The 22816-nt window shown below is 42.9% G+C and carries 16 protein-coding genes and 1 pseudogene; 2 read left to right on the forward strand and 15 right to left on the reverse strand.

The window, feature by feature from the left end; translation table 11 throughout:
• Window positions 1-91: 91 nt before the first annotated feature.
• The 13 genes and pseudogenes from JOC94_RS00310 to JOC94_RS00370 form a co-directional block, all read right to left on the reverse strand.
• Window positions 92-1474, reverse strand: coding sequence for a sensor histidine kinase (locus tag JOC94_RS00310; RefSeq protein WP_077109846.1), 1383 nt, complete (start codon window positions 1472-1474; stop codon window positions 92-94).
• On the reverse strand, window positions 1471-2148 hold the full coding sequence (locus JOC94_RS00315) for a response regulator transcription factor (protein ID WP_077109845.1): 678 nt from the start codon (window positions 2146-2148) through the stop codon (window positions 1471-1473). Before JOC94_RS00315 ends, JOC94_RS00310 begins: the two co-directional genes overlap by 4 nt.
• On the reverse strand, window positions 2148-3116 hold the full coding sequence (locus JOC94_RS00320; RefSeq protein ID WP_077109884.1) for a YncE family protein: 969 nt from the start codon (window positions 3114-3116) through the stop codon (window positions 2148-2150). The genes JOC94_RS00315 and JOC94_RS00320 overlap by 1 nt, the downstream gene beginning before the upstream one ends.
• A 260-nt stretch (window positions 3117-3376) precedes the next feature.
• A complete protein-coding gene (locus JOC94_RS00325) occupies window positions 3377-4828 on the reverse strand; it encodes an alanine/glycine:cation symporter family protein (RefSeq protein ID WP_077109844.1) in 1452 nt (483 codons plus the stop codon).
• A gap of 284 nt (window positions 4829-5112) precedes the next feature.
• On the reverse strand, window positions 5113-7296 hold the full coding sequence (locus JOC94_RS00330; RefSeq protein ID WP_077109843.1) for a malate synthase G: 2184 nt from the start codon (window positions 7294-7296) through the stop codon (window positions 5113-5115).
• 76 nt (window positions 7297-7372) lie between these two features.
• Window positions 7373-8545, reverse strand: coding sequence for a pyridoxal-phosphate-dependent aminotransferase family protein (locus tag JOC94_RS00335; RefSeq protein WP_077109842.1), 1173 nt, complete (start codon window positions 8543-8545; stop codon window positions 7373-7375).
• Window positions 8546-9161: 616 nt separating this feature from the next.
• The gene (locus JOC94_RS00340; protein ID WP_077109841.1) at window positions 9162-10559 is read right to left on the reverse strand and encodes an NCS1 family transporter; all 1398 of its coding nucleotides are present in this window, start codon (window positions 10557-10559) and stop codon (window positions 9162-9164) included.
• A 102-nt stretch (window positions 10560-10661) separates the two neighbouring features.
• Window positions 10662-11963 carry a uracil/xanthine transporter gene (locus JOC94_RS00345; protein ID WP_077109840.1) on the reverse strand — a complete coding sequence of 434 codons (1302 nt, stop codon included), beginning with the start codon at window positions 11961-11963 and terminating at the stop codon, window positions 10662-10664.
• Window positions 11964-12014: 51 nt separating this feature from the next.
• Complete coding sequence (locus JOC94_RS23300; protein ID WP_205177860.1) at window positions 12015-12398, reverse strand: cupin domain-containing protein; 384 nt, start codon at window positions 12396-12398, stop codon at window positions 12015-12017.
• Window positions 12399-12416: 18 nt separating this feature from the next.
• On the reverse strand, window positions 12417-13208 hold the full coding sequence (gene allE / locus JOC94_RS00355; RefSeq protein ID WP_077109839.1) for a (S)-ureidoglycine aminohydrolase: 792 nt from the start codon (window positions 13206-13208) through the stop codon (window positions 12417-12419).
• Window positions 13209-13242: 34 nt separating this feature from the next.
• Window positions 13243-14502, reverse strand: a complete 1260-nt coding sequence (allC, locus tag JOC94_RS00360) for an allantoate deiminase (protein ID WP_077109838.1) — start codon at window positions 14500-14502, stop codon at window positions 13243-13245.
• A gap of 298 nt (window positions 14503-14800) precedes the next feature.
• A complete protein-coding gene (gene allB / locus JOC94_RS00365; protein ID WP_205177867.1) occupies window positions 14801-16186 on the reverse strand; it encodes an allantoinase AllB in 1386 nt (461 codons plus the stop codon).
• 182 nt (window positions 16187-16368) lie between these two features.
• Window positions 16369-17596: pseudogene (locus JOC94_RS00370) on the reverse strand (pyridoxal-phosphate-dependent aminotransferase family protein).
• A 177-nt stretch (window positions 17597-17773) separates the two neighbouring features.
• Between JOC94_RS00370 and JOC94_RS00375 the strand changes: the two are divergent.
• Entirely contained in the window at window positions 17774-19432 is a 1659-nt protein-coding gene (locus tag JOC94_RS00375) for a PucR family transcriptional regulator (protein WP_077109837.1), read from the forward strand.
• A 508-nt stretch (window positions 19433-19940) separates the two neighbouring features.
• On the forward strand, window positions 19941-20234 hold the full coding sequence (locus tag JOC94_RS23435; RefSeq protein WP_077109836.1) for a YesK family protein: 294 nt from the start codon (window positions 19941-19943) through the stop codon (window positions 20232-20234).
• Window positions 20235-20579: 345 nt separating this feature from the next.
• Here JOC94_RS23435 and JOC94_RS00385 read toward each other — a convergent pair whose 3' ends face one another.
• On the reverse strand, window positions 20580-22316 hold the full coding sequence (locus tag JOC94_RS00385) for an AAA family ATPase (protein WP_077109835.1): 1737 nt from the start codon (window positions 22314-22316) through the stop codon (window positions 20580-20582).
• Between the two features lie 85 nt (window positions 22317-22401).
• The gene (gene mgsA / locus JOC94_RS00390) at window positions 22402-22809 is read right to left on the reverse strand and encodes a methylglyoxal synthase (protein WP_077109834.1); all 408 of its coding nucleotides are present in this window, start codon (window positions 22807-22809) and stop codon (window positions 22402-22404) included.
• Between the last annotated feature and the right edge of the window lie 7 nt (window positions 22810-22816).

A 22816-nucleotide genomic window follows, 5' to 3' on the forward strand; every position in this document is an offset into this window, starting at 1 on the left:
CCCCCAACACTATGATTCTTGTCATCAACTCAGTTTAACATGATTATGTGTGAAAGATGTGAAATCCGCGTTACCAATTAACGAAACAACGTTACATAAGCGGCAGCTTGATCGAGACGGAAGTGCCCTTGCCAACTTGGCTCGAAATTGTCATCGTTCCTCCATGCAGCTTCGCCAGCCTGTCTACAATCGCGAGCCCAAGCCCTGTACCGCCTTGCTTGCGTGTCCTTGCTTTATCAACCCGGTAAAAGCGTTCCGTTATTTGGGCCAAATCCGCTTCGGGAATTCCCTGCCCGGTATCCGCGATCGTAATAACTCCAAAGCGTTCGTCCTCCAAAGTAAGGGAAACGAATATGCTCCCTCCCGGATTTGTATAGTTAATCGCATTATCCAATATATTCATCAACATTTGAATAAGCCGTTCCTCATCTGCTTCCGCAATTAATTCGTAATCAAAACAGCTTTCCAAATGGATCCCTTTTTCATCCATTCGGTGTTTTACCTTGTTGATGGATTCCTCAATCGTTTGTGCAAGCGGAATCGGCGCCATCTTTAACGAAAATTCCCTGGATTCAAACCTGGCAAGATCAAGTAAATCATCAACAAGCCGTTCCATCCGGTTCGCTTCCCGCAAAATAATGTGCTCATATTTTTCTTTGTCTTCCGTTTTGGCGACACCCGTTTGGATGGCTTCCATATAACCAATAATGTAGCTGAGCGGTGTTCGAAGTTCATGCGAGACATTGGCCAAAAATTCCTTTCTCCGATCATCTTCCTTTTGGACAGATTCCGCCATTTCATTGAACGTTTTGGCAAGCTGTCCAATCTCGTCATCATGATAATCGGCTACCCTTACAGACAAATTTCCCGATGAAAGCTCGCGAGCGGCATTTTTCATGTCGGTGATCGGTTTAAGTGTTCGCTTCAGCCACTTATTCCCGATCGTAAGCGCAACGAGTAAAAAAAGAAATGCCCCGGCAAGCCAATACACAGAATACCGAAAAGTCATTTCACTTAAATTTTCGAGCGGATAGTATAAATAGATAATGCCCTCCAGCCTTTTGCCGTCAAGCAGCGGGACAACAACCGAAATGACATCCCGATCCAGCCGCTCCACATGCCCTTTTCGATAAACGGGAGCGCCTGTTAACAGCTTTTCCCGGTCCTCTCCGCTAATCAAAGCGTGATAATCTATTTCAAAAGGCAAACACATGCTCAATTCCCTGGGATTTTTCACAGCAAACACTTCAAACTGCGATTTTTCCCCGAACGCGTTAATGTCCTCTATCAAGGAGTTTTCCACAGCTCCCCCTTCATATGAAAGAGCCAGCCGCTTTCCGGTTTCAAGCATATCCTTTTCCAATTTTTTGACGTACAAACTTTCATATAGCATATACGAAAAAAAAGAAGCGTACACAATTGAGACAAGAAAAGCGACTAATAAGGCCAAAGACAATTTTCGAGACAGCCTCATTTTGGCACCTCAAATTTATATCCACAGCCCCAAACAGTTTGAATATATCTCCCCGCGCTTTCTCCAACTTTCATCCGCAAGGTTTTAATATGGGTATCCACCGTCCTTGGCCCTCCCTGGTAAGACATATCCCACACCTGATCCAGCAGGGCCTCTCTGGAAAATACTTTTCCCGGCTCGCTCATCATGACTTTCAACAGTTCGAATTCCTTAAATGTCAGCTCCGTTTCGATACCGAATATCTCAAGCCTTCTCCTTTCCAAGTCCATGAAATAGCTCCCTATCTCAATCGTCGCCTTCGTATTTCGCTTATAAGCGGATCTTCTTAAAACAGCTTCTATTCTGGCAACAAGTTCACCGGGAGAAAACGGCTTTACGATATAATCATCTCCGCCAAGCTTCAACCCCTTAACCTTGTCCCATTCCTCTCCTTTTGCTGATAAAAAAATAATCGGAATTTCGCTTTTTTCCCGGATTTCTTGACAAATATCAAAGCCATCCTTGCCGGGAAGCATAATATCGAGCAAAACAAGATCTATTTTTTCCTTCGTTAAAAAATGATAAAGCTCTTCGTGTCCCTTTGCTTCCGAAGTTTTATAACCGGAATTTTGCAAGTACATCGAAATTAAATGCCTCATATCCTCTTCATCATCGACAATTAAAACATGTACCATTATTCCACCTTCTCGCGTGTAAAAATTCCGAATGGACCTTTGCCCACCTTGGTTTTCCCTTCAATTTCCAATGTCTCCGGATCAATCCAATACACTTCATTACTGTCAAACCCGGCTACAATCATTTTTCCCGAAAAAGAACTGACTGCAAAAGGATTCGCCCCTACTTCGACTTGCGCTTTCAGCTTTTTGTCAAAATCAAAACGATACAACATGTTCGTTCCGTGGCTTAGGGCATACAAACCGTAATTATTTTCATAAAAATCAACAGGCATCAGCGGCGCGGGAATCTGTTCCTTCAATGCTTGTGTTTTTAATGAATAGACTGCGATGAAGGACTGGGGCTTCGTCCCTTCCCCATGTCCCCCTATCCATAATTCGCTTTCTTTGCTGCGCAACAGCATGCCGGTGCTTGATGCCGGAATCGAAAGCTCGCTTTCAATTGAATAATCGTCTAAATTGATAAAAGCCAACGCTTTTCCTTTGAAAGAAGCAACATATAGATACTGCCCGTCTGTTTCCATTTCAAGCGGATATGGCTTCGTCTTCACACTTTTGATTTCTTCTCCGTTTTTATTGAAAAATCGGACTGCATTGCTTTCCTTATCGGCAAAAGCAAATCCTAAATTGTTTTTAAGATAGACACCGTTGACAATGCCCTTCCCGGTCTTGAACGACCGCTTTAGCTTTCCCGTTTTCAATGAATAAAAGTCGACTTCTTCAAGCTCTGGCCCGAATAACAACAATGTATCCCCATCAGGAAGCAGCCTTGCGCCTGTATAGGCTTTGTGCAGTTCCCAGTGGCCAAATACTTCTCCTTTTTTGTTCAAAAAATCAATGCTGAACTCCCCCAAGTTTAACGTAGCGGCAAACTCTTGGCCTTCCTTTACAGGTTGATAGCTTTTATCTTGGCAGCCCGCCAGCAAAATGATGAACAATATAAAAAGAAGATGGGTTTTTTTCTTCACTTTCTCACCTTCCGCCAAAACAATTTCATCTTATTTTAGCATAACGGATATTTGTGATATTTAAATGAAATTCACATGAAAATTTCGGCGCCGGCCACCCTATTTCCAAATTTCTGTTGAGATGCTTCAGTCTGAAGATTTTACGTCTGAATCGATACGGAGCTATTTTGAGGTGGACGATGTATAGTGATATGCGGGGTTCCCATAAGCATTGTCGAGGCAAAAAAATGGCCGGACCGCTCAAGCAGTCCGGCAGTCTTTTAACTGACATCCCTTTTTTTAAAATCGTCACTTTCCCAAAAGTCGGCGTTTTTAATGCCCACTTTCTGAGGATCAAATACAGGATCCAGCCCTTGTTTCCTCTGTTCCTCGTAGTCTTTTAAGGCGATCATCGCTGGTTTAAACAGGATCAAAATGGCAATCAAATTAAGCCAGCACATGATCCCAAGCCCGACATCCCCGAGATCCCAAGCAGCCTTTGCCGTTCTGACACTTCCATAAAAAACGCCAGCCAACAAGACGATTTTTACAATGAACATGGGAATCTTTCCGTCTTTTCCCCGCGTCAAATAAGCGACATTCGTCTCGGCGATATAATAGTAAGCCATGATAGTCGTAAATGCGAAGAAAAAAAGCGCGATGGCCACAAAAGCCGAGCCAAATCCGGGTAAAGCGGATTCCACTGCCGCCTGGGTGTAAACTGGGCCCGGTTCCACATCGCCGAGGCGGTTGACGATAAAAGATTTGTCGGGACGAACCGTATTATACATGCCTGTAACGATGATCATGAAAGCGGTCGCCGAACATACGATCAAGGTATCCACATAAACCGAAAACGCCTGAACAATTCCTTGCTTTGCGGGATGCGACACTTCAGCTGCCCCCGCAGCATGCGCGCCTGACCCTTGGCCGGCTTCGTTTGAATAAATTCCCCGTTTAACCCCCCAGGAAATCGCCATTCCGAGAATTCCCCCGAAGGCAGAATCAAGCCCGAAAGCACTTTTAAAGATTAAAGCAATAACTGCCGGCAATTCCGTGATGTTAAACGCCATAACGATCAAGGCAACAAGAACATAGCCGATAGCCATGAACGGGACAACGAATTCAGCCGTTTTCGCAATTCTTTTAATACCACCGAAAATAATAAAGCCCAATAATAATACGATGACAATACCGGTAATAACAGTACTGATTCCAAAAGCATTTTCAAGTCCAGTCGCAATCGAGTTGGACTGCACCCCTGGCATCAGAAGAGCCATCGCAATACTCGTAGCCACTGCAAAAATGACCGCGTACCACTTTTTCCCCATCCCTTTTTCTATATAGTAGGCAGGACCGCCGCGGTATTGTCCGTCTTGCTTTACTTTATATATTTGGGCTAATGTCGATTCTACATACGCGGTGCTAGCACCCAAAAATGCAATCGCCCACATCCAAAAGACCGCGCCCGGACCCCCAAAGGCAATCGCTGTCGCTGTTCCTGCGATATTACCAGTTCCGACCCGTCCCGAAACCGCAACTGACAACGCTTGGAACGATGAAATTCCTGCACTTGAACTTTTTCCAGAGAATAATTGCTTAAGCATTTCCTTAATAAGACGAAGCTGCATAAAACGAGTCATGATCGAAAACAAGATGCCAATACCAAGCGACAAATAAATAAGGGGGGAACTCCATATTACGCCCGACAGCCATTCAATAAACGTTACCATCCGCATTCCTCCTAGCCATTATTATATTAATATATTTGTAAGCGCTTGCAAATAGAATTATATACCGCTTAAAAAAATAATACTACATCATAAATTCTTAACTATAAGAATGTTCAAATGGATAAAAAATCCCCCTTAACCTATACCTCGTCTAACACGGTATCCGGCTAAGGGGAGTTTATATAAAGAGGTTATTAGATTTTTGCGGCTTAAACATTTTCAAAATACGAGCAACTGTGTTTCACACCACATCATTTTCGAAGACTTCACTTAACCTGGTTCCCTTATGTGTGCTGAATAGATGTCTTTTCCTTGAATTCTAAACGGCGACGATGCAAAATGGGCTCGGTATAACCATTTGGCTGATCTCGTCCTTTAAATACAAGGTCACACGCAGCCTGAAATGCCACGGAACGATCAAAATCGCCTGACATCGGTCTATATGCCGGATCTCCCGCATTTTGCTGATCCACAACTTTTGCCATCCGTTTCATCGTTGTCATAACTTGCTCCTTCGTGCAAATGCCATGGCGGAGCCAATTGGCGATATGCTGGCTTGAAATTCGCAGGGTAGCCCGGTCTTCCATTAAACCGACATCGTGAATATCAGGCACCTTTGAACAGCCGACACCCTGTTCCACCCAGCGGACAACATATCCCAGTATCCCTTGAGCGTTATTATCAAGCTCTTTTTGAATTTCTTCTTTGCTGAAGTGGGGATTTTTTTCAAGCGGAATATCCAGCATGTCATTTTGCAAGTCTTTGATTGAACGGGATAGCTGTTGTTGTACATCCCAAACATTCACCTTGTGATAATGTAAGACATGCAATGTCGCAGCTGTCGGAGACGGTACCCAAGCTGTGCTGGCCCCCGCCTCGACATGGCCCATTTTTTGTTCGATCATGTCTTTCATTTTATCCGGCATTGCCCACATGCCTTTCCCTATCTGCGCCCGGCCGGGCAGCCCGGCCGCAAGGCCCGTGTACACATTGGATTGTTCATATGCACTGAGCCAATTGGCTTTTTTCATTTCATTTTTTCTTATTACGGGTCCAGCCTCCATAGAAGTATGGATTTCATCTCCTGTCCGATCAAGGAAACCCGTATTGATAAAGGCTATTCTTTCTTTTGCTTCGTAAATGCAATTTTTCAAATTTAACGACGTCCGCCGTTCCTCATCCATAATGCCCATTTTCAAAGTGTGCCGGGCAAGGCCGAGCAGATCTTCTACCCGATTAAACAGTTCATTGGCGAAAGCTACTTCTTCCGAACCATGCATTTTAGGTTTGACAATATATACAGAGCCTTTTTTAGAATTTTTCTTTGCGGTGTTGCCAAGCAGATCATGCTTAGCAATTAAACTGGTGACAACCGCATCCAAAATCCCTTCGGGAATCTCTTCCCCATTATGATCCAAAACCGCAGGCGTTGTCATTAAATGACCTACATTGCGGACGAGCTGCAGCGAGCGGCCGGGAAGCTGAAACGCTTCTCCATCCGGTGACATGTATTTCCGATCCTCATTCAGTACTCGATGAACGATTTTTCCATTTTTCTTAAATACAGCTGTTAATGTTCCTTTCATCAAACCAAGCCAGTTTCGGTACACATCGACTTTGTCTTCCGCGTCCACTGCTGTGACGGAATCTTCGCAATCCATGATCGTTGATAAAGCAGATTCTAGCAATATATCTTTTATCCCTGCCGGATCTGTTTTACCGACAGGATGTTGGGGGTCAAATTGAATTTCAACATGCAAACCATTGTTTTTCAACAGAACGGCAGTCGGATTTTCAACACTTCCACGGTAGCCAGCCAACTTTTTTTGATTGAGCAAACACACTCTATTTCCGTTATTTAATTGAACAGCAAGCTTTCTCCCGTCAATATAATAATTGACCGCTTCTTTATGAGATGCTCCGTGAAGGGGCGCGATTTGGTCCAGAAATTTTTTTCCGTACTGAATGACCTTTTGTCCGCGAACCGGGTTATATTCACTCATTCGGCGTGCTCCATTTTCCTCATCAATGGCATCTGTTCCGTACAGGGCATCATACAAACTTCCCCATCTGGCATTTGCCGCGTTAATAGCGTACCTGGCATTATTGACCGGAACAACCAATTGTGGTCCCGCCATATTTGCCATTTCTTGATCCACATTTTTGGTTGTGACTTTACAATGGTCTACAGGAGGCTCCAAGTACCCAATATCTTTTAAAAAAGATTTATACTCTGTCAAGTCAAAGTGATCTGTATGTTTGTGATGCCATTCATTTATTTTTCGTTGCAACATGTCACGCTTTTTTAAAAGTTTCCTGTTTTTGGGAGCAAGATCTTGAATAAGTCTGCTCAACCCCCTCCAAAACACCCCGCTCTCAACCCCGCTCCCGGGCAAGGCCTCTCTTTCAATAAATTTGTACAAAGCGGGAGCCACTTGAATTTCATTTACATTCAGATAGCTTTCCATCTCTTTCTCCTCCATTTCCGACGGCCAAATATATCATAAATTGATTTTTGCTTGCTTGATCATCACCCTGTTTTATTTACACCGGAACTTTGGAGAACTCCTCCTGAAATCTCGCTATCGCCCCATCAACATTTGCAGAATAACCCATTTCATTCAGCGTTTCACCAATGAAACGAACCGCCTTTTCAAGCATTTCTTTCGTTGTGTTGCCCATATGGCCAATGCGGAAGGCTTTGCCAGCCAAGTGAGCTAGCGCTCCTGCCACAATGAGCCCCTTCCCGGCTAATTGTTTACGGAAAGCAGCGTCATTGACTCCCTCTGGATAAAGAATGCAAGATAATGTCGGGGCCGCAACTTTTTCTTCTGCCAATGGTGTCATACCGTACGCTTTCAACGCTGCCCTGACGGCTCTTCCAAATTTTTCATGCCGTTCATATCTATTTTCCAAGCCCTCCTCCAACACGAGCCTCATCCCAAGTTCATACGCATAGACCAAATTGATGGCAGGCGTTGCAAAATATTTTTGCGGATCGTGCATAACAGGTAGCCAATTGTAAATATCGCAATAATAAGCAGGCACTTTTCCGAGTTTTTCACGGGCGGCCAATGCTGTTTGATTAAAGGCTACCACCGCTATGCCTGGTGGCACTCCAATAGCCTTTTGCGAACCTGTTAATACGACATCTATTTTATAAGCCGGGTTGCCCCCATACGCTTTTCCCATATTCTCTTCCATTGCGGCAGTAGCACAAACACCATCCAAAATGACAAGCGCATCATATTTTTTAATGACAGGAATGAGCGAATCCAAATCCGCTTTTACCCCTGTTGAAGTATCTGCATGCGTAATCGTAACTGCCTTGAAACCGCCTTTTTTCAACTTTTTTTCCACTTCGGCCGGTGAAACTTGTTTGCCCCATTCCGATTGGACTGTTTCAACCTCAATCCCAAATGCTGCTCCCAATTTGCTAAATCGATCTCCGAAAAATCCTTGGCTGATGACCAAAAGCTTCTCCCCCGGCGCAACTGTATTCACCAACGCCATTTCCATTGCAAGTGTTCCAGAACCGGAAATGACAAATGTCTCACCATCTGTTTGCAGCATTTCTTTTGTCTTGGAAATGGCACTTGTATACAGTTCGGCAAATCGGGGATCTGTATGACTCCGGGTTTCTTGGGCCAACGCCTTATAAATAGGATCAATGACCGGTGTTGGGCCGGGTATTAACAACATTTCTTTGTTTGGCATCATGCATCCTCCTCCAATATAGTTGTATTTTTTAAAAATATTCGGTGAAATTTGTCTTAATATATACATTAAGCGCTTTCAACTTCTGAATCATTATTGAAAATAACTAAAAAGGTTGGCCGGTTTTATTCATTTCAGATAAAACGAATACCAAAATGCTATTCTCGTTAAAGTATAAAGCCGCAGTAGAACCAGGCCTTCAAAATTGTGGGCCATGCAGACGCGTTGCCACACAACCTCTAAGCCCCCGTATCAGAAAGGGAACAAGATCGAAAGTGTCCTGTTGGCAAGCTCATGCAGCGATATCTTCGGAAAAAACTTATCCTTTTCCTCCGTGCGCTAACGATCATGTAGCTTATACTATAATAGCTTATACTATAACAACGAAGCTTTCCTTTGTCTGTCGCTTCGCTAGCGCTCATACACCCTGTACGTCGCGAAGCCTTTTGATCGACATTCTTGAAAAAACGATTGTTTCAAGTCGGCAGGACAAAGCAGCGGCATAGGCTTTTACAGGCTGTTGGTCCTCCACTCATCATTCTCGTTTTGCCCCGATTTCTTGAAGTCACGAGGCATACAGCCGGTTCATACCGGATAAATCCCTCATAGGGCCGGTTCATTGATCAAATATGGTTCCTTTTCTAAACTCAGACTGCTTATATGCATATTTCATTAACAGAATATAGACAATACCGGAAGTGATCGCTCCAACGACCCATGCCAGCTCCACCATGATAAAAGCCGCTGCCGCCCCGATAATCAGCGCCATGATGGCGGCCGGATTAAATCCGGCAAATGGGCCGTCTTCTTTATACAAATCCGGTATATGTACTTGTTGCGTTCTCAAAATATAATATTCTATCAGCAATATCGAAACAATCGGACCTAAAAATGCGGAATAGATCAGAATAAACATCCCAAGGCCTTTTGCGGATGAATCTTGCACAAGCACCCACGGGAATGAGCATAATGCCAGCAAACCCGTTATGATAACAGCTGGCTTGTAATGTAATTTTGTCAGTAACGTAATGACATAAGTTGGCGGAATAATATTTGCCATCATATTTACGCCAATGGCGCCAATCACTATAAAGGCGGATACAACGAATGTGATATATGAATTGTCAACTACGATGGCAAAAGCTTTTACGGGATTGGAAATCCCAGTGACAGAAGCAAGCATTGCGCCAATTGAAAGCGTCAGAACGAATGCCAGCATAATAGGGAAAAAATACAAAAATACGCGCGCTTTGTTGCTGATGCCTGTTTTCAATTCTCGTGAATAATCCGCCGCACTTAAAAAGAGTGCCGAATAATAACCGATCAACATCATAATAAACCCAAAAAACGGCAATCCCCAAGATCCCTTTGCAGCAACCCATTTTTCAACAATCAAAGCAGAGTGGTTCGTCAGAAGGACAAACAAGACATAGCCAAGGCCCAATGAAATCATAATGGATACAGCTGTTTCCACCCACTTCACAGCTTTAAATCCATGTAAGGAAAGCCCTATTTGCAAGACTTGAAGCAAGACAAAGCAAGCAGGGACACTGTCAAAAGCGCCTCCGGTCATGATCTTGGCGATTTCATTTAATGCCGTGCCGCCAATCCAACTCTGAAACCCAAACCAAATGATACCGGGAACCCCCCGAAGGAGCGCTGAAACAACAGATCCTTTTAAGCCGAATGACATTCTAAGCTGTATGACATAAGGAATCCCTGTTTGATATCCGACCCGATCATTTAAGGCAAATATGACCGATACGATACAGACCGCTATGATTGCTGCCATAAATGTTTGATAAACATTTAATGTCGCGATTCCGGCAACAATCAAACTTGCTCCCAGCGTCATATTTCCCAAATTGATACCTTCTCCGGTCCACATAAACATATAAGAAATTGGACCGACTGTTCTTCCCTCTTCTGTTTTTGGGCGTAATGATTCGTTTGATCCATATGGGTGTCCAGTATTATTTTTTTGCGTAGTAACATTTTTTATTTGTATCGGCATAGAGGTCAAACTCCTTATTTTCATCGCGTACCAAAAAAATTTGCCCATCGAAATGGCGGATAATTCCGCCGGCCAATACTTATGGTGGCAAGAGCAACATTATTATCCGGCTTTCAATTTGGAAGTCACTTTATTCCAATTCACAAATTTCTCCAAAAATATCGATATAAGAACTCCCATCATAAACCCATTTGATATAAGCGGCCGCATAAAAGGCGGTACGCTGCCAAATTGTTCTGGAGGTATATTCATTACACATACACCTATGATGACTGGAACCGCCAAACGATAGATTGTATGAGAATTAAAGAGCATGCCCTTTAAACTATTTAATGAAGTTCCAAATAATTGGAGGTAAGCAACAAATAAAACGGCGTTCCCCACGGTCAGCGGCATGGTTCCCAAAAAGGCGGCCAAGGGCGGTATAATTCCCAGCAACATAAACATCAGCCCGCCAATAAAGAAAGGATTCTTTTTTAATAGCTTTGTACTTTCCAAAAATCCGATCGTGGATGTAAAAGGCGTATAGGGCACCAGGCCGAAAACAGCCGATATGGACGTAAAAATACCCGTAATAAAAATCGACTTCCTATATTGGTGATGTTGGATCTTTTCCTTGTATATTTCAGCAGCAGCCCTAATTGAAACAAATGTATTCGTTAAGTTCATCAGGACTCCGAAAAAAGAGACAATGATGATGCCCAACTCCAAGTTTGGAACTCCAAAAGGAAAGATGATAAACTTCGCGGCCGCAACCCCTTCTTCAGGTGCATGAGAGGGAAAAAGAATCCGGTACAATAACCAGCCTCCGGTCATGCCGATCAAGATGGAAAAGTTGGCTATTCTTTTGCCGCCTTTTATCATCAAAAAGATAACGAAAATGACAACTCCGATTGAAAAAAAGCTGACAGGAAGGTCAAATGTTCCACTTTCGGTCATTTTAAACATGCCTTTAAAAAAAACAAAAGTAAGGTGAAAGGTAAGCAAAAATGTGTAGACGCTCATCACCATGGGTGTAATGATTTTTTGGATGATAGAAATAAGGTCAAACGCCGCCATAAAAATCAGTACAATGCCCGCCAACAGAACACCTGTTGCAATTCCCCCTCCGACTGTGGAGAAATCCATTCCAAGAGCGGAGGCAGAAATCCCCAAATTTAGGATAAGTCCCCACATTAAGCCTGAGTGGCTATCTAAAATGGGATAACGGTGCCCTGCCCAGGCCTGCAATATACAGGCGGCTCCTGTGATGATAAAAGAGTAGCGAATGGTCATTTCAACGACTTCTGATGGAAGCTGAAATGCAGCACCGACCGATATAGGAACCACGACTGTATTTACAAAGATAAATAAGAGCCATTGGAATGAGGAAAATAAAGTTATGACAGCTTCTTGCTTTGTCATTCAGACATCACTACTTCCAAATGGAGTTTACAGTTATAAACAGACGGCTGTTTAATATCTCGTAATATCCATCGGCAATGAGCCGGCTGCAAATCCAACAAACATAAAACGGCCTTTTCCAGTGTTTCGCATTCCGTGGATTTCGTTTGGTCTTGCCAATAAGACCATTCCCTCTCTGATTGGGATTTCATTTTCCAAGTCTGGAAAGTAGATGCCCTCTCCTTCTATGCAGACCCACATATCATCGACATTTGAATGAGAGTGGATGTATACTTCCTGCCCTGGTTCTAGACACCAAATAGCTCCAACTGTTTTGTCCGTTTCATAAAAATAGTTTTTCTGTGGTTCATCCGGGTCAAATTTGGCAATTTTATCAATCTCAAAGACTCTTTCTTTTAAAATCTGGGCAACGCTTAATGTTGTCTTATTTTCCACCTTTAGCTCCCCCTTTTTTTAAAGATCTTCATCACGATTGCAATCCTTGGAGTAAACATAAGTTAAATTTTCCTCTCCTACCGCGTACGCTGCTTGCTGTACATAGGGCCCCATGAAAATGTAATCGTCTTTTTGAACCGGAACCCACTGATTGTCCAAATTGTACATCCCTTGGCCGCTCAACAGATAGGCGCCATGTTCTTGAACATGTGTTTCTATAAAAGGATGGCTTGCGGCCGGATCAAAAGATAAAATATGAAAATTCATGTCAAAATCCAAATCCGCAGGAAGCAAATCCTTAATATGGACATTATGCAAGCCGTCATATATTTCATAATCGATATGGTCGGCATGATTGGAATAAACCCACGGCTTCCTGCCTTCAAGAGGCCGATATTTTTTCTTGTAAAGAAACAACTTTGATTGACCGTTCCGTAGATTTTCCAAATACATTTTTACTCCTGGAGGACAGTATAAATAGCCACTTTCCTCTAAAATGAATTCCTGTTCCCCCGCAGCGGCTTTTATATTTCCATCAATTACGTAAACAAACGTTTCTATATTAGCTTGGCCGCCAAAACCTTCCATGTTTTTCCCGCCGTCTTGCATCGTTACTATATAATCAACAAAGCTCGCCCCAAGCTTTGGAGAAGCCAAAATGGAAATGATACAATTCTCAAATCCCGGGATGATGTTGTTCACCAAACCTTCAGGTGTAATCAGTGCGTATTTTCCCGGTTCAATAATGGATCTGCTTGATAATAACTCTTTAACGGTACTGCTCGTTAATAGATCTTTCGGATAGCTCATCTTTATAAACTCCTTTTTATTCTTTTATTGAATCCTAATATGCCAATTCGTATAAAATACCAATCAAAGTCTTAACTCCTTTGCCCAAATCCCGGTAATCCGTGTATTCTGCGGGATTGTGGCTAATCCCCTTTCGGCTTGGAACAAATATCATTGCCGTCGGGATCGTTTCGGCCATCATTTGAGCATCATGCCCCGCCCCGCTATGCATCAATTTGTAGCTGAATTTATTTAACTTGCAACCGTTTTCAATCAGTTCTACTAATTGGGGAGCCATCGGGACCGGATCGGTATCGAGCTGCATGTTAATGGATATTTCTACTTCATGTTCTTTGGAGATCCCTCTTATTTTCTCCTTGAATAAATCGGAATACTGAACGATTGCCTGTTTATCCGGGTGGCGAACATCCAATGAAAAAACCACTTTTCCAGGCACAACATTTACATTATTGGGAATAAATGTGATTTTTCCGACGGTAGCTACCAACGGATCTCCATATTGCTCAGCCAGTTTAATCATTTCATAGATCATATGGCTGCTTGCATAGGCCGCATCTTTCCGGTATTTCATCGGCGTTGTTCCGGCATGGTTTGCTTCGCCAGTAACCTCTATAGAGAACCTTCTTTGGCCAACGATGCTGTATACAATACCGATACTCTTCTGTTCTGCTTCAAGCACCTGTCCCTGTTCCACATGCACTTCGATAAATGCCTTTAAGTCCTGCCGTGGAGGTTTTGATTCATCCCTGAAAGTAAATCCCGACGCTTTCATTGCTTCTATAAAAGAAATACCATCTGCATCTTGAATACGTTCTACTTCCTTCCGTGATGCTTTTCCAATGACATTTTTTGACCCCCAAAAAGTATAGGGAAACCGGCTCCCTTCTTCTTCCGCAAATGAGATGACTTCGATATTCCTTTTTGGCTTGCCGAAATGGTCTTTGAGATATTTAATAGCAATCATGCCTGCCACAATGCCATATTGGCCATCATAGAGCCCGCCATTTGTCACGGTGTCAATATGTGATCCGGTCAGAATGGTTTCATCTGCGTTGGCGCCCTCTAAAATGCCGCTTAAGTTCCCAACTTCATCGAAACGTGCTACAAACCCCTCGCTCTCCATCCATTGCTTTAAGGCCCTTTGAGCTTCCACCCATTCTCTTGAATAAAGCAGGCGGGTGACGCCCCCTGCCGGATCCTTTCCAAATCTTCCGAGCCAAACGAGCCTGTCAATAGCCTCTTTTCCCAACTTTTCTATGTCATGGTTTGTGGCATTTTGTAATTGGGCCGCCATACTCTTATCCCCCCTTTGTTTGCGAGTCATTTCCCAGTTTATGTTTCATTTTAAATATTTTTCTTTTATTTATCATTAACACTAACAGCTAAAAAACGTTCAGCAAATTAGCCATTATCAATAAAGAAATCTATTTTCCATACAAAAAGTGGGGATGTCCGCAAAGTATAATTCAAACTTGAAAACTAAAAAACAAAACCCAAGAATGCTGTAAATCAACATTCTCGGGTTTTAAATTTTAATGCGTTTACTCTGATTGGACTTTTTTAGACATCTCCACTATGCCTGCATGATTTTTTTAATTTGCCATGTGGGGCGTTTTTTTATGTGTGATAAATTGGCCGATCGGCTCTCCTATAAATCCACGATTAACATCATAAACGAGATTCCCCCGAACGATTGTCTTTGTGATGCGGCAATTTATTTTTCGGCCGATATAAGGACTGTGCTTATGTTTATAAAACAGATCGTCTTTCTGAACGATATAGGACTGTCCTGAATCAATCAATATGAAATCAGCATCCTTCGCTATGGCAATGGTTCCTTTATTCGGTATATTGAATCGTTTGGCAGGATTGGCGGCAATCATACGGGCAAATCTGGCAGGCGGAACCCCACGCTTTAAAACGGCCTCGTCAAACAGTAAGTCCACACTATTTTGACACCCCGAGATTCCCCCCCACGCTTCAAACATATTATTTGCAGGGTTTTGTTTTAGGTCTGTTGGACAAGGTGAATGATCCGAGGCCACTATATCAATCTTTCCTTCTATCAACTTTTTCCAAAGTTTTTTCTGCTCCTCTTCATTCCGCAATGGCGGCGAACATTTTGCCGCCGGCCCGATAGCCGCAAACTGGGCGGCGGTGATCGTAAAATAGTGGGGGCAAGATTCAATCGTTACGTCCTGCCCGCCGTTGCGGGCTTTGACAATTTCTTCTACCGCCTCTGCCGAGCTGATGTGCACAAAATGAAGCATACAGCCTGTTTCCTTGGCAAAGTACAAGGCTCTTTTGACCGCATCCACTTCTGTAAAAACGGGACGCGACGCGGTATAATCTTCAGCCGAAGTTCTTCCCTGCTTTTCCATTTCCTCACCGAGGCGGTCTGTAATGACCGCATTTTCAGCATGGATCGCTAATACTTGCCCCAGTTCAGCCAGCTTTTTCATTCCTTCGTATAAAGTGTGATCATCGACATTTTTAAAATCCCCTGGCAGATCAGATCCACAAGTGGCCATAAAACATTTAAAGGCAACGGCTCCTTCTTCAACGAGTTCCTCTAGTTGATCCAAATTCCCCGGAACAAGGCCGCCATAAAAAGCATAGTCAATATAGTTTTTTCCTTTTGCCGCTTCCCTTTTTAATCGGAAAGAAGCCCGGTCCACCGTTGCTGGAAGGACATTTAGCGGCATATCTATATAACAAGTTGTACCGCCCGCAGCCAAGGCTTGCGTCCCTGTCACAAACCCTTCCCATTCGGTTCGCCCGGGTTCGTTCATATGTACATGGGCATCCACCATGCCCGGCAGCACATATTGCCCGCCAGCATGTATTTCCCCATCTGCAGGATCGGTTATGGATTCGGCCATTGCCGCTATTTTTCCATTTCTGACCCCGATATCAACTTTCTTAACTTGGTCTGAAAACACAACATTGCCGCCCTTAATGATCAAGTCATATTTCATGTTCTTCCTCCCGCTTGATATGTCATTTCGATGAAGCAGTTGATTATAATGATATTGTAACCGTTACCACAACTGACTTCATTATATCTTTTATCCAAACAGAAATTCGACGTTTAGACAAAACATACAAAAAAAGGATGCCTCCAACTTTGTCAGCACCCCTTTCCAGAAATCTCTTGATATTACTGAATGACAGCAGATTGATTTTCATATACATCGAGGGCGGCTTGCGCTGCCGCGCCTAAATGAACTTTTCCCCCTTGGCGATAAACAGATGCTTCTAATGCTGTCAATACCTTTAAAATATTTTCTTTTCGGCAACTGTATCCCATTGAGCCAATACGCCAAATTTTTCCAGCCAGCGATCCGAAAGAACTCGCAATTTCGACACCAAACTCATAAAGCATCATATGACGAACTTGATCGCCGTCCACCCCTTCGGGAATGTTCACACAAGTGACCACGGGCAATTTATAGAACGGATCTCCAAACAGTGTGAGCCCCATCGCTTTCAATCCTTCCGTCAGTGCCTTCTCATGTAATTTATGTCTGGCAAAGCGCGGTTGCAGCCCTTCTTCATGAATAATGCGCAGCCCTTCCCGCAATGCATAAAGCATGGATGTGGCTTCAGTATGGTGATTCAGCCGCTGGGGGGCCCAATATTCCTGTATCTGGCTTAAGTCCAAATAATTACTTTGAATTCTTCGGTGGTTGACCGATGAAATATCCAGACCCTGTTCAATTTTCTGCCGTTCTAATAATATTTTCTCCACTTTTTCATTATAAGTGATCGGAGCCATCCCCGTTGGAACCCCTAAACATTTCTGTGTTCCGGATATAACGGCGTCAACATTCCATTCATCCGTTTTAAAATCGGTCCCGCCCAAGGTTGCGACCGCGTCCCACAATCAATAAAATTTGATTGTCGCGGCAAAACTTCCCTACTTCTTCTATCGGCTGCATGATGCCAGTGGACGTTTCTCCATGAACTAAGGCGACCACTTTTGGCTTCACTTTTTTTATCTGAGTAATCATATCTTCTTGCTCAAAGGCTGTCCCCCATTCGCATTCAATCGTAGAAACTTCCGCTCCACTTCGATAAGCTATTTCCGCCAGCAAATGGCCAAACCTGCCGTAAATCGGAACTAACACTTGATCACCCGGTTCAATTACGGAACAAAGAACAGCTTCGATCCCGGAGCGCGCTGTGCCATCAATCGGATAGGCCCAGTGATTCTTCGTTTGAAACAGCTTTCTTAATAAAGCCATCGTCTCGTCCATTATTTGGAGGAACTCCGGATCAAATTGTCCAATGACCGGAATGGACATCGCGCGCAAAACCCGCGGCTCCGCCTCCACGGGTCCCGGAGTCATTAACGTACGTATTGAAGGATTCAATTCTTTTAACATGTTTATCCTTCCTTTCTATCATAAGAGATAAAAATTTTAAACTTTTAGTTGAAATATGGTGATTTCCGTTTAAAATTGATTTTATAGCAATAAAATTCAAAATTCATTATCCACTCTGAACAATTTGGCTTCCCAAGTTTGTATATTTCATATTTTTAAAGAAGGTGAGGTGCAAAAATGAAAAAAGTCGAGGATTTATTTTTAGTAGATGTTTTCCAAAACGTAAAAATTATAGCCGGACATGCGGGTGTAAAAAGAGTTGTTGAGTCGATCGAAATATCGGAAACACCCGATGTCATTCACTTTTTAGCGGAAAATGCCTTATTGCTGACAACCGGGTTCGCCTTTAAGGAAGACCCTTCTGCGTTATACAATCTTATTGCGGAGTTGAGTGAATACCCTTGTGCGGGAGTCGCGATCAAATTAAAAAGATTCATCGACGAAGTCCCCCAAAACGTGATCGACCTGGCTAACGCAAAAGACTTTCCCATTATGAAAATTCCAGAATCATTGACACTTGGTACGGTTGCCCATCAATTATTAAGTTTTATATGGAATCATCAAATCGAAGAGCTGACGTATGCGATTCATGTCCACAAGAGATTTACCAATATGATGATAAAGGGATATACACTGCAATCATTGATTGATAATATCGGCTTTTTAATCAAATGCCCTGTCCTTCTACTGGACCCTATTGGGGATATTGCCTCTTTTTCCAAGCATTTTCAAAAAGAGGATATGAAAAACATCATGAACAAAACGGAGGAAATCATTAAAAAAAAGAGAGAGCCATTTCAAGTTCAAAAGCGTTTTTCAATCCCCGATCCAAACAAAGAAGGTGACTACATTTCAGCCAGAATATTCCATGTCAAGACAATGCATCCGTACCCATACCTGCTCATCATATTTTATATGGACAAACTTTCCCATCCCTCTTCACCGTTGGCCATTGAACAGGCATCGACAGTCATTTCTTTTACACTGCTTAAAAATGAAGCCATTCGAGAAAACAGCCGTATGCTGGAAAATAATTTCTTTACTTCCCTTGTTGACGGGAACATCACGAATAGACAAGAGATCATTCATAGGGGAAAGCAGCACGGCTTGCTGGACAATCAGAAATACGCTTGCATCGTTTGTAAAATGGATGAGGAAAAGCAGGATCCCTTTTCGCAAAATACAGAAATGATGAACAGACTGTATGATTATTTAAACAGATTTTTGGATAAATCCATTTTAAAAGCTGATGCCAAAAATTTAGTGTTTATGAAAGATGAATTCTTTGTCATTTTGATGCAATGCCCCAAAGACTTGGATGATCCGCTGAAAAACAAAATCGAAGAATGGCTAAAAGAATTTCAACGTGAAGCATTCTCCAGTTTAAACATTTCACTTTCATTTGGGGTAGGCAATTTTTTTAACGACATTGCCTATATACCGATTACATATAAAGAAGCGGTAAACGCCTGGGAAGATGGAGCAGAGCTGTTCCGGTTTTCATTTATCAACTTTTACGAAACAAAGCAATTGCAAGAAATGATTCGCTTGATTCCAGAAGAAAACTTGCTCAAATTTTATGAAAATACTTTACGCTCACTTTCTTATCCACAAAATAAAGATGAAGAAAGTTTATTGAATACATTAATGGTGTATTTGGACCATAATTGTGAAATAGCGATCACGGCGAGAAAATTGTACGTACACAGAAATACTGTTAAGTATCGAATTGCCAAATGTGAGGAAATGTTGGGGTATCCGATCGAAGATTCACAAAACTCACTCAATTTACGCATGGCTTTGCTGATGCGGTCAATGTTTACGGAGGGAAAATAAACATATAAAGTGATCGGCGGTTACTACTTGTGAGGTACGGGGCACGCAGAGAGAGCGTTCCTTATCCTAGTAACAGAAAGTGAGATCCCTAAAAATCAAGCAACATGCAGAGGAATATCAAGGAGAGATAATACATCACTTAAATTTTACCTTTTTGTGTCTTGACAAAAGGAGGGCATTATACTTTTTGGGAACCCTGAAATGTGAACAGTATTATTTATATACAACGTTTGAGGAACTCCAAAAAGCCGTGAGTTATCCACTTCTATAATCACAAATGTCTATAAGAAAGACTAAATGGTCTCAACCCGTTTGAATACAGAGCGTAAGTCGTATAATCCTGTTCAACTGTCAACTTAACGAGGAGACAGTTCACAGTGATTTTCATTTTTGCAATTTGCGCATAATATACAGTAAAAACATATTTTTTTGACTTTAATTGCTTTCTAATGATCGTTTGTTTTATATTAAGGGGAGTATTCAGAATGCAAAAAATGCGAATTGGGGGATGGTTATAATCGGAGGTTTGCATGTTTTTTTAATCGCTGGTTTACTATCAATATTTATTTTCTATGTTGCTTCCTATTACTTAAAAAAGAAATATCCACACAGAATCTATTATTTATTGCCAGCCATTATCATAACAGTTTGCTTGGCTTTATTTGCAATCTTTTCAATTTTTACAGCAATAGATGGTTGGGTGGTTATGGGGAATTTCTTTTTCGCATTCGCCATTGTCACTGGAGCTTTTATAGGGACATTCCTTCCGTTTTTATTTCTAAAGTCTAGTAAATTAAGGTAATAATTAATTAGTTGTTATCACTGGGTCGCATACTAGTATAGTTATCCTGTATTGGCTACAGGAAGGCTTTTTAAGACAATCCAGCACGGCAGTCACCGAATGCTTTCCTTACAATCGTCCCGGCAGTCTTACGATGACGAGTGAGACAAAGCAGATAGGAAGTGGGTGAAGAGGACGGGATTTGGCGCTTGAGCCACTACCTCACGATAACACCTTGTCTTCCGCTAACGGTTCCTACTGCCAAGCCTGTAGCGGACTTTAACCACCGAGTATTCACCCATGCCCCGTGTACAATAAAAAGGGGCGTCCAACATCGAAAAAATCGACTGATTGGACACCCCTTGTTTACACAAGAACCAGTTCTTCCGAACCCTCCACGGTTTGGCCCCCTACGATTTGCTGGACTTCATGTCCGTCCAGCGTTTCTTTGTGAAGCAGGGCTTCCACCAGGTTTTCGTACTCGGCTTTATGTGATTTGATCAAAGCTTCAGTTCGTTCGATCGCATCATCAAACAGCTCTTGCATTTTGGCTTCTTTTTCTTTCTTGTCAAACGTCAAGGTAAATCCATCCTGCAGCATGCCCGTATCGACCATTTGTTCCAAAATATGCTTGGCTTGCTGGACATCACCGCTTACTCCGATACTGTGTTCACCAAGGTAAAGGCGCTCTGCAACACCGCCGGCAAGAATCATACTCACTTGGTCAAGCAATTCGCTTGTCGTGGACAAGTGCAATTCCTTCTGAATTGGTGCCACATAGCCAAGCGCTTGGCCACGCGGAATGATGGTTGCTTTTCTTACCGTATTTGGTTTTGTGAGAGCTTGGACAAGCGCATGCCCCGCCTCATGTATCGCCACTCGACGTTTTGTTTTCGGATCTTTCAATGACCGGGATGTACTGCCAAGGATCGTTCTGTCGATCGCATAATCAAGGTCTTCCTTCCCGATTACGTCTCTTCCTTCCCGTACGGCTTTTCTGCTGGCTGATTCAAACAATGAACTAATTTCAGCACCGGAAAAACCCGAAGTACTTTCAGCCAGCATGTTTAAAGACGCAGCAACTTCCGGTGATAAACTTTTGCCTTTTACATGGATGTCAATGATTTCTTTTCTTCCTTGCGTATCGGGAAGCGGAACGTGGAATGAAAAATCAATCCGTCCCGGACGCAAGAAAGCATCATCCAACATGTCTTTCCGGTTTGTCGCCGCTATAAATAAAATTCGGTCGTTGGAATGGCCGCCATCAAGCTGAACGAGCAGTTCCGTCAGCGTTTTTTCGGTTTCTTCCCCGCCGTGGGCTTTCCGTTTCCCGGCAAGCGCATCTACCTCATCAATAAAGATTACGGCCGGCGCCTGCTTGCGGGCATTTTCAAACAGTGAACGCACCCGGGAAGCACCAACACCCACAAATAGTTCTGTAAAGGCGGAACCCGATGAAGAGAAGAAAGAAGCGCCAATCTCATGGGCAATGGCCTGTGCCAACAGTGTTTTTCCCGTACCGGGAGGCCCATATAATAAAATTCCTTTCGGAGCCTTGATTCCAAGCTTGTCTGAACGATCAGGATCTTTGATAATTTCCAGCGTCTGAAGAATCTCTTCTTTCATCTCTTTTGGCAATCCACCCACATCATCTAATGTAATAGATGGAAGAGGCGTTTCTTTAGCCGTGCTATTCTTCATGGCGGAAACGCCAATTTTTCCTTTTTTATGCAAAACGAACGCGGCACCAACCATGAGGACAATCAGGCCCCCAATGAGCCAATTCCCTGCTTGGTTGCCGTCCGTATATTTATAGCTTATATGGTAGTTTTGAACAAGCTTTTCTACCATCGGACTATCCGGTCTGACATGGGAGATGAACTTTCCTTCCGGTGTCTTCAGGTACAAAGTTCCATCAGAAGTTTCTTTAAGTGAAACCTGCTTGCCACTTTGGGCTGCTTGTATCGTTTTTTCCATTTGCGAAAATGGAATGACGGTTCCTCTATCGAAAGATTGAACCGCCCACACAATGCATGCCGCAATGACAATCACACCAATGGCTAGAGGAACAATCTTCGCTGTGATCTTGGAATTCGATTTCACTCTTCCATCTCCTTATAAATGTAAAAATCTATGTTCTAGTATAACATCTATAAAGAGATTAGGCTATAAGTCATATTATGGCATGTCAGTGGATTTCTTTATGAATAATAGAGCGCCATTCCAAGTCACCGCGTTCTAATCCGCGAATCAGCACCTCGGCTGTTCCCATGTTTGTGGCCAGCGGTACACCGTAAACATCACTCAGCCTCATCAATGCAGAAACATCCGGTTCATGAGGCTGGGCTGTCAGTGGATCCCTCAGAAAAATAATCAAATCAATTTTGTTCTCCGCGACAAGAGCCCCAATTTGCTGATCCCCTCCAAGCGGGCCGGATTGAAAGCGTTGAATATCGAGACCCGTAGCCTCCATGATTCTCGTTCCTGTCGTTCCTGTTGCAAACAACTGATGCTTTTTCAAAATATATTTATAAGCCATGGAAAATTCGACTATATCGTCCTTTTTCTTGTCATGCGCAATCAGAGCAATCCGCATAATCGTC

Origin of the sequence: Siminovitchia thermophila (genome assembly GCF_016909185.1) — a bacterium.
In the GTDB taxonomy this organism is placed as follows: domain Bacteria; phylum Bacillota; class Bacilli; order Bacillales; family Bacillaceae_C; genus Siminovitchia; species Siminovitchia thermophila.

Coding starts and splice junctions, on each gene's coding strand:
- JOC94_RS00310 (WP_077109846.1), bottom strand. CDS start 1,474: ATGAGGCTGTCTCGAAAATTGTCTTTGGCCTTATTAGTCGCTTTTCTT.
- JOC94_RS00315 (WP_077109845.1), bottom strand. CDS start 2,148: ATGGTACATGTTTTAATTGTCGATGATGAAGAGGATATGAGGCATTTA.
- JOC94_RS00325 (WP_077109844.1), bottom strand. CDS start 4,828: ATGGTAACGTTTATTGAATGGCTGTCGGGCGTAATATGGAGTTCCCCC.
- JOC94_RS00330 (WP_077109843.1), bottom strand. CDS start 7,296: ATGGAAAGCTATCTGAATGTAAATGAAATTCAAGTGGCTCCCGCTTTG.
- JOC94_RS00335 (WP_077109842.1), bottom strand. CDS start 8,545: ATGCCAAACAAAGAAATGTTGTTAATACCCGGCCCAACACCGGTCATT.
- JOC94_RS00340 (WP_077109841.1), bottom strand. CDS start 10,559: ATGCCGATACAAATAAAAAATGTTACTACGCAAAAAAATAATACTGGA.
- JOC94_RS00345 (WP_077109840.1), bottom strand. CDS start 11,963: ATGACAAAGCAAGAAGCTGTCATAACTTTATTTTCCTCATTCCAATGG.
- allE (WP_077109839.1), bottom strand. CDS start 13,208: ATGAGCTATCCGAAAGATCTATTAACGAGCAGTACCGTTAAAGAGTTA.
- allC (WP_077109838.1), bottom strand. CDS start 14,502: ATGGCGGCCCAATTACAAAATGCCACAAACCATGACATAGAAAAGTTG.
- allB (WP_205177867.1), bottom strand. CDS start 16,186: ATGAAATATGACTTGATCATTAAGGGCGGCAATGTTGTGTTTTCAGAC.
- JOC94_RS00375 (WP_077109837.1), top strand. CDS start 17,774: ATGAAAAAAGTCGAGGATTTATTTTTAGTAGATGTTTTCCAAAACGTA.
- JOC94_RS23435 (WP_077109836.1), top strand. CDS start 19,941: ATGGTTATAATCGGAGGTTTGCATGTTTTTTTAATCGCTGGTTTACTA.
- mgsA (WP_077109834.1), bottom strand. CDS start 22,809: ATGCGGATTGCTCTGATTGCGCATGACAAGAAAAAGGACGATATAGTC.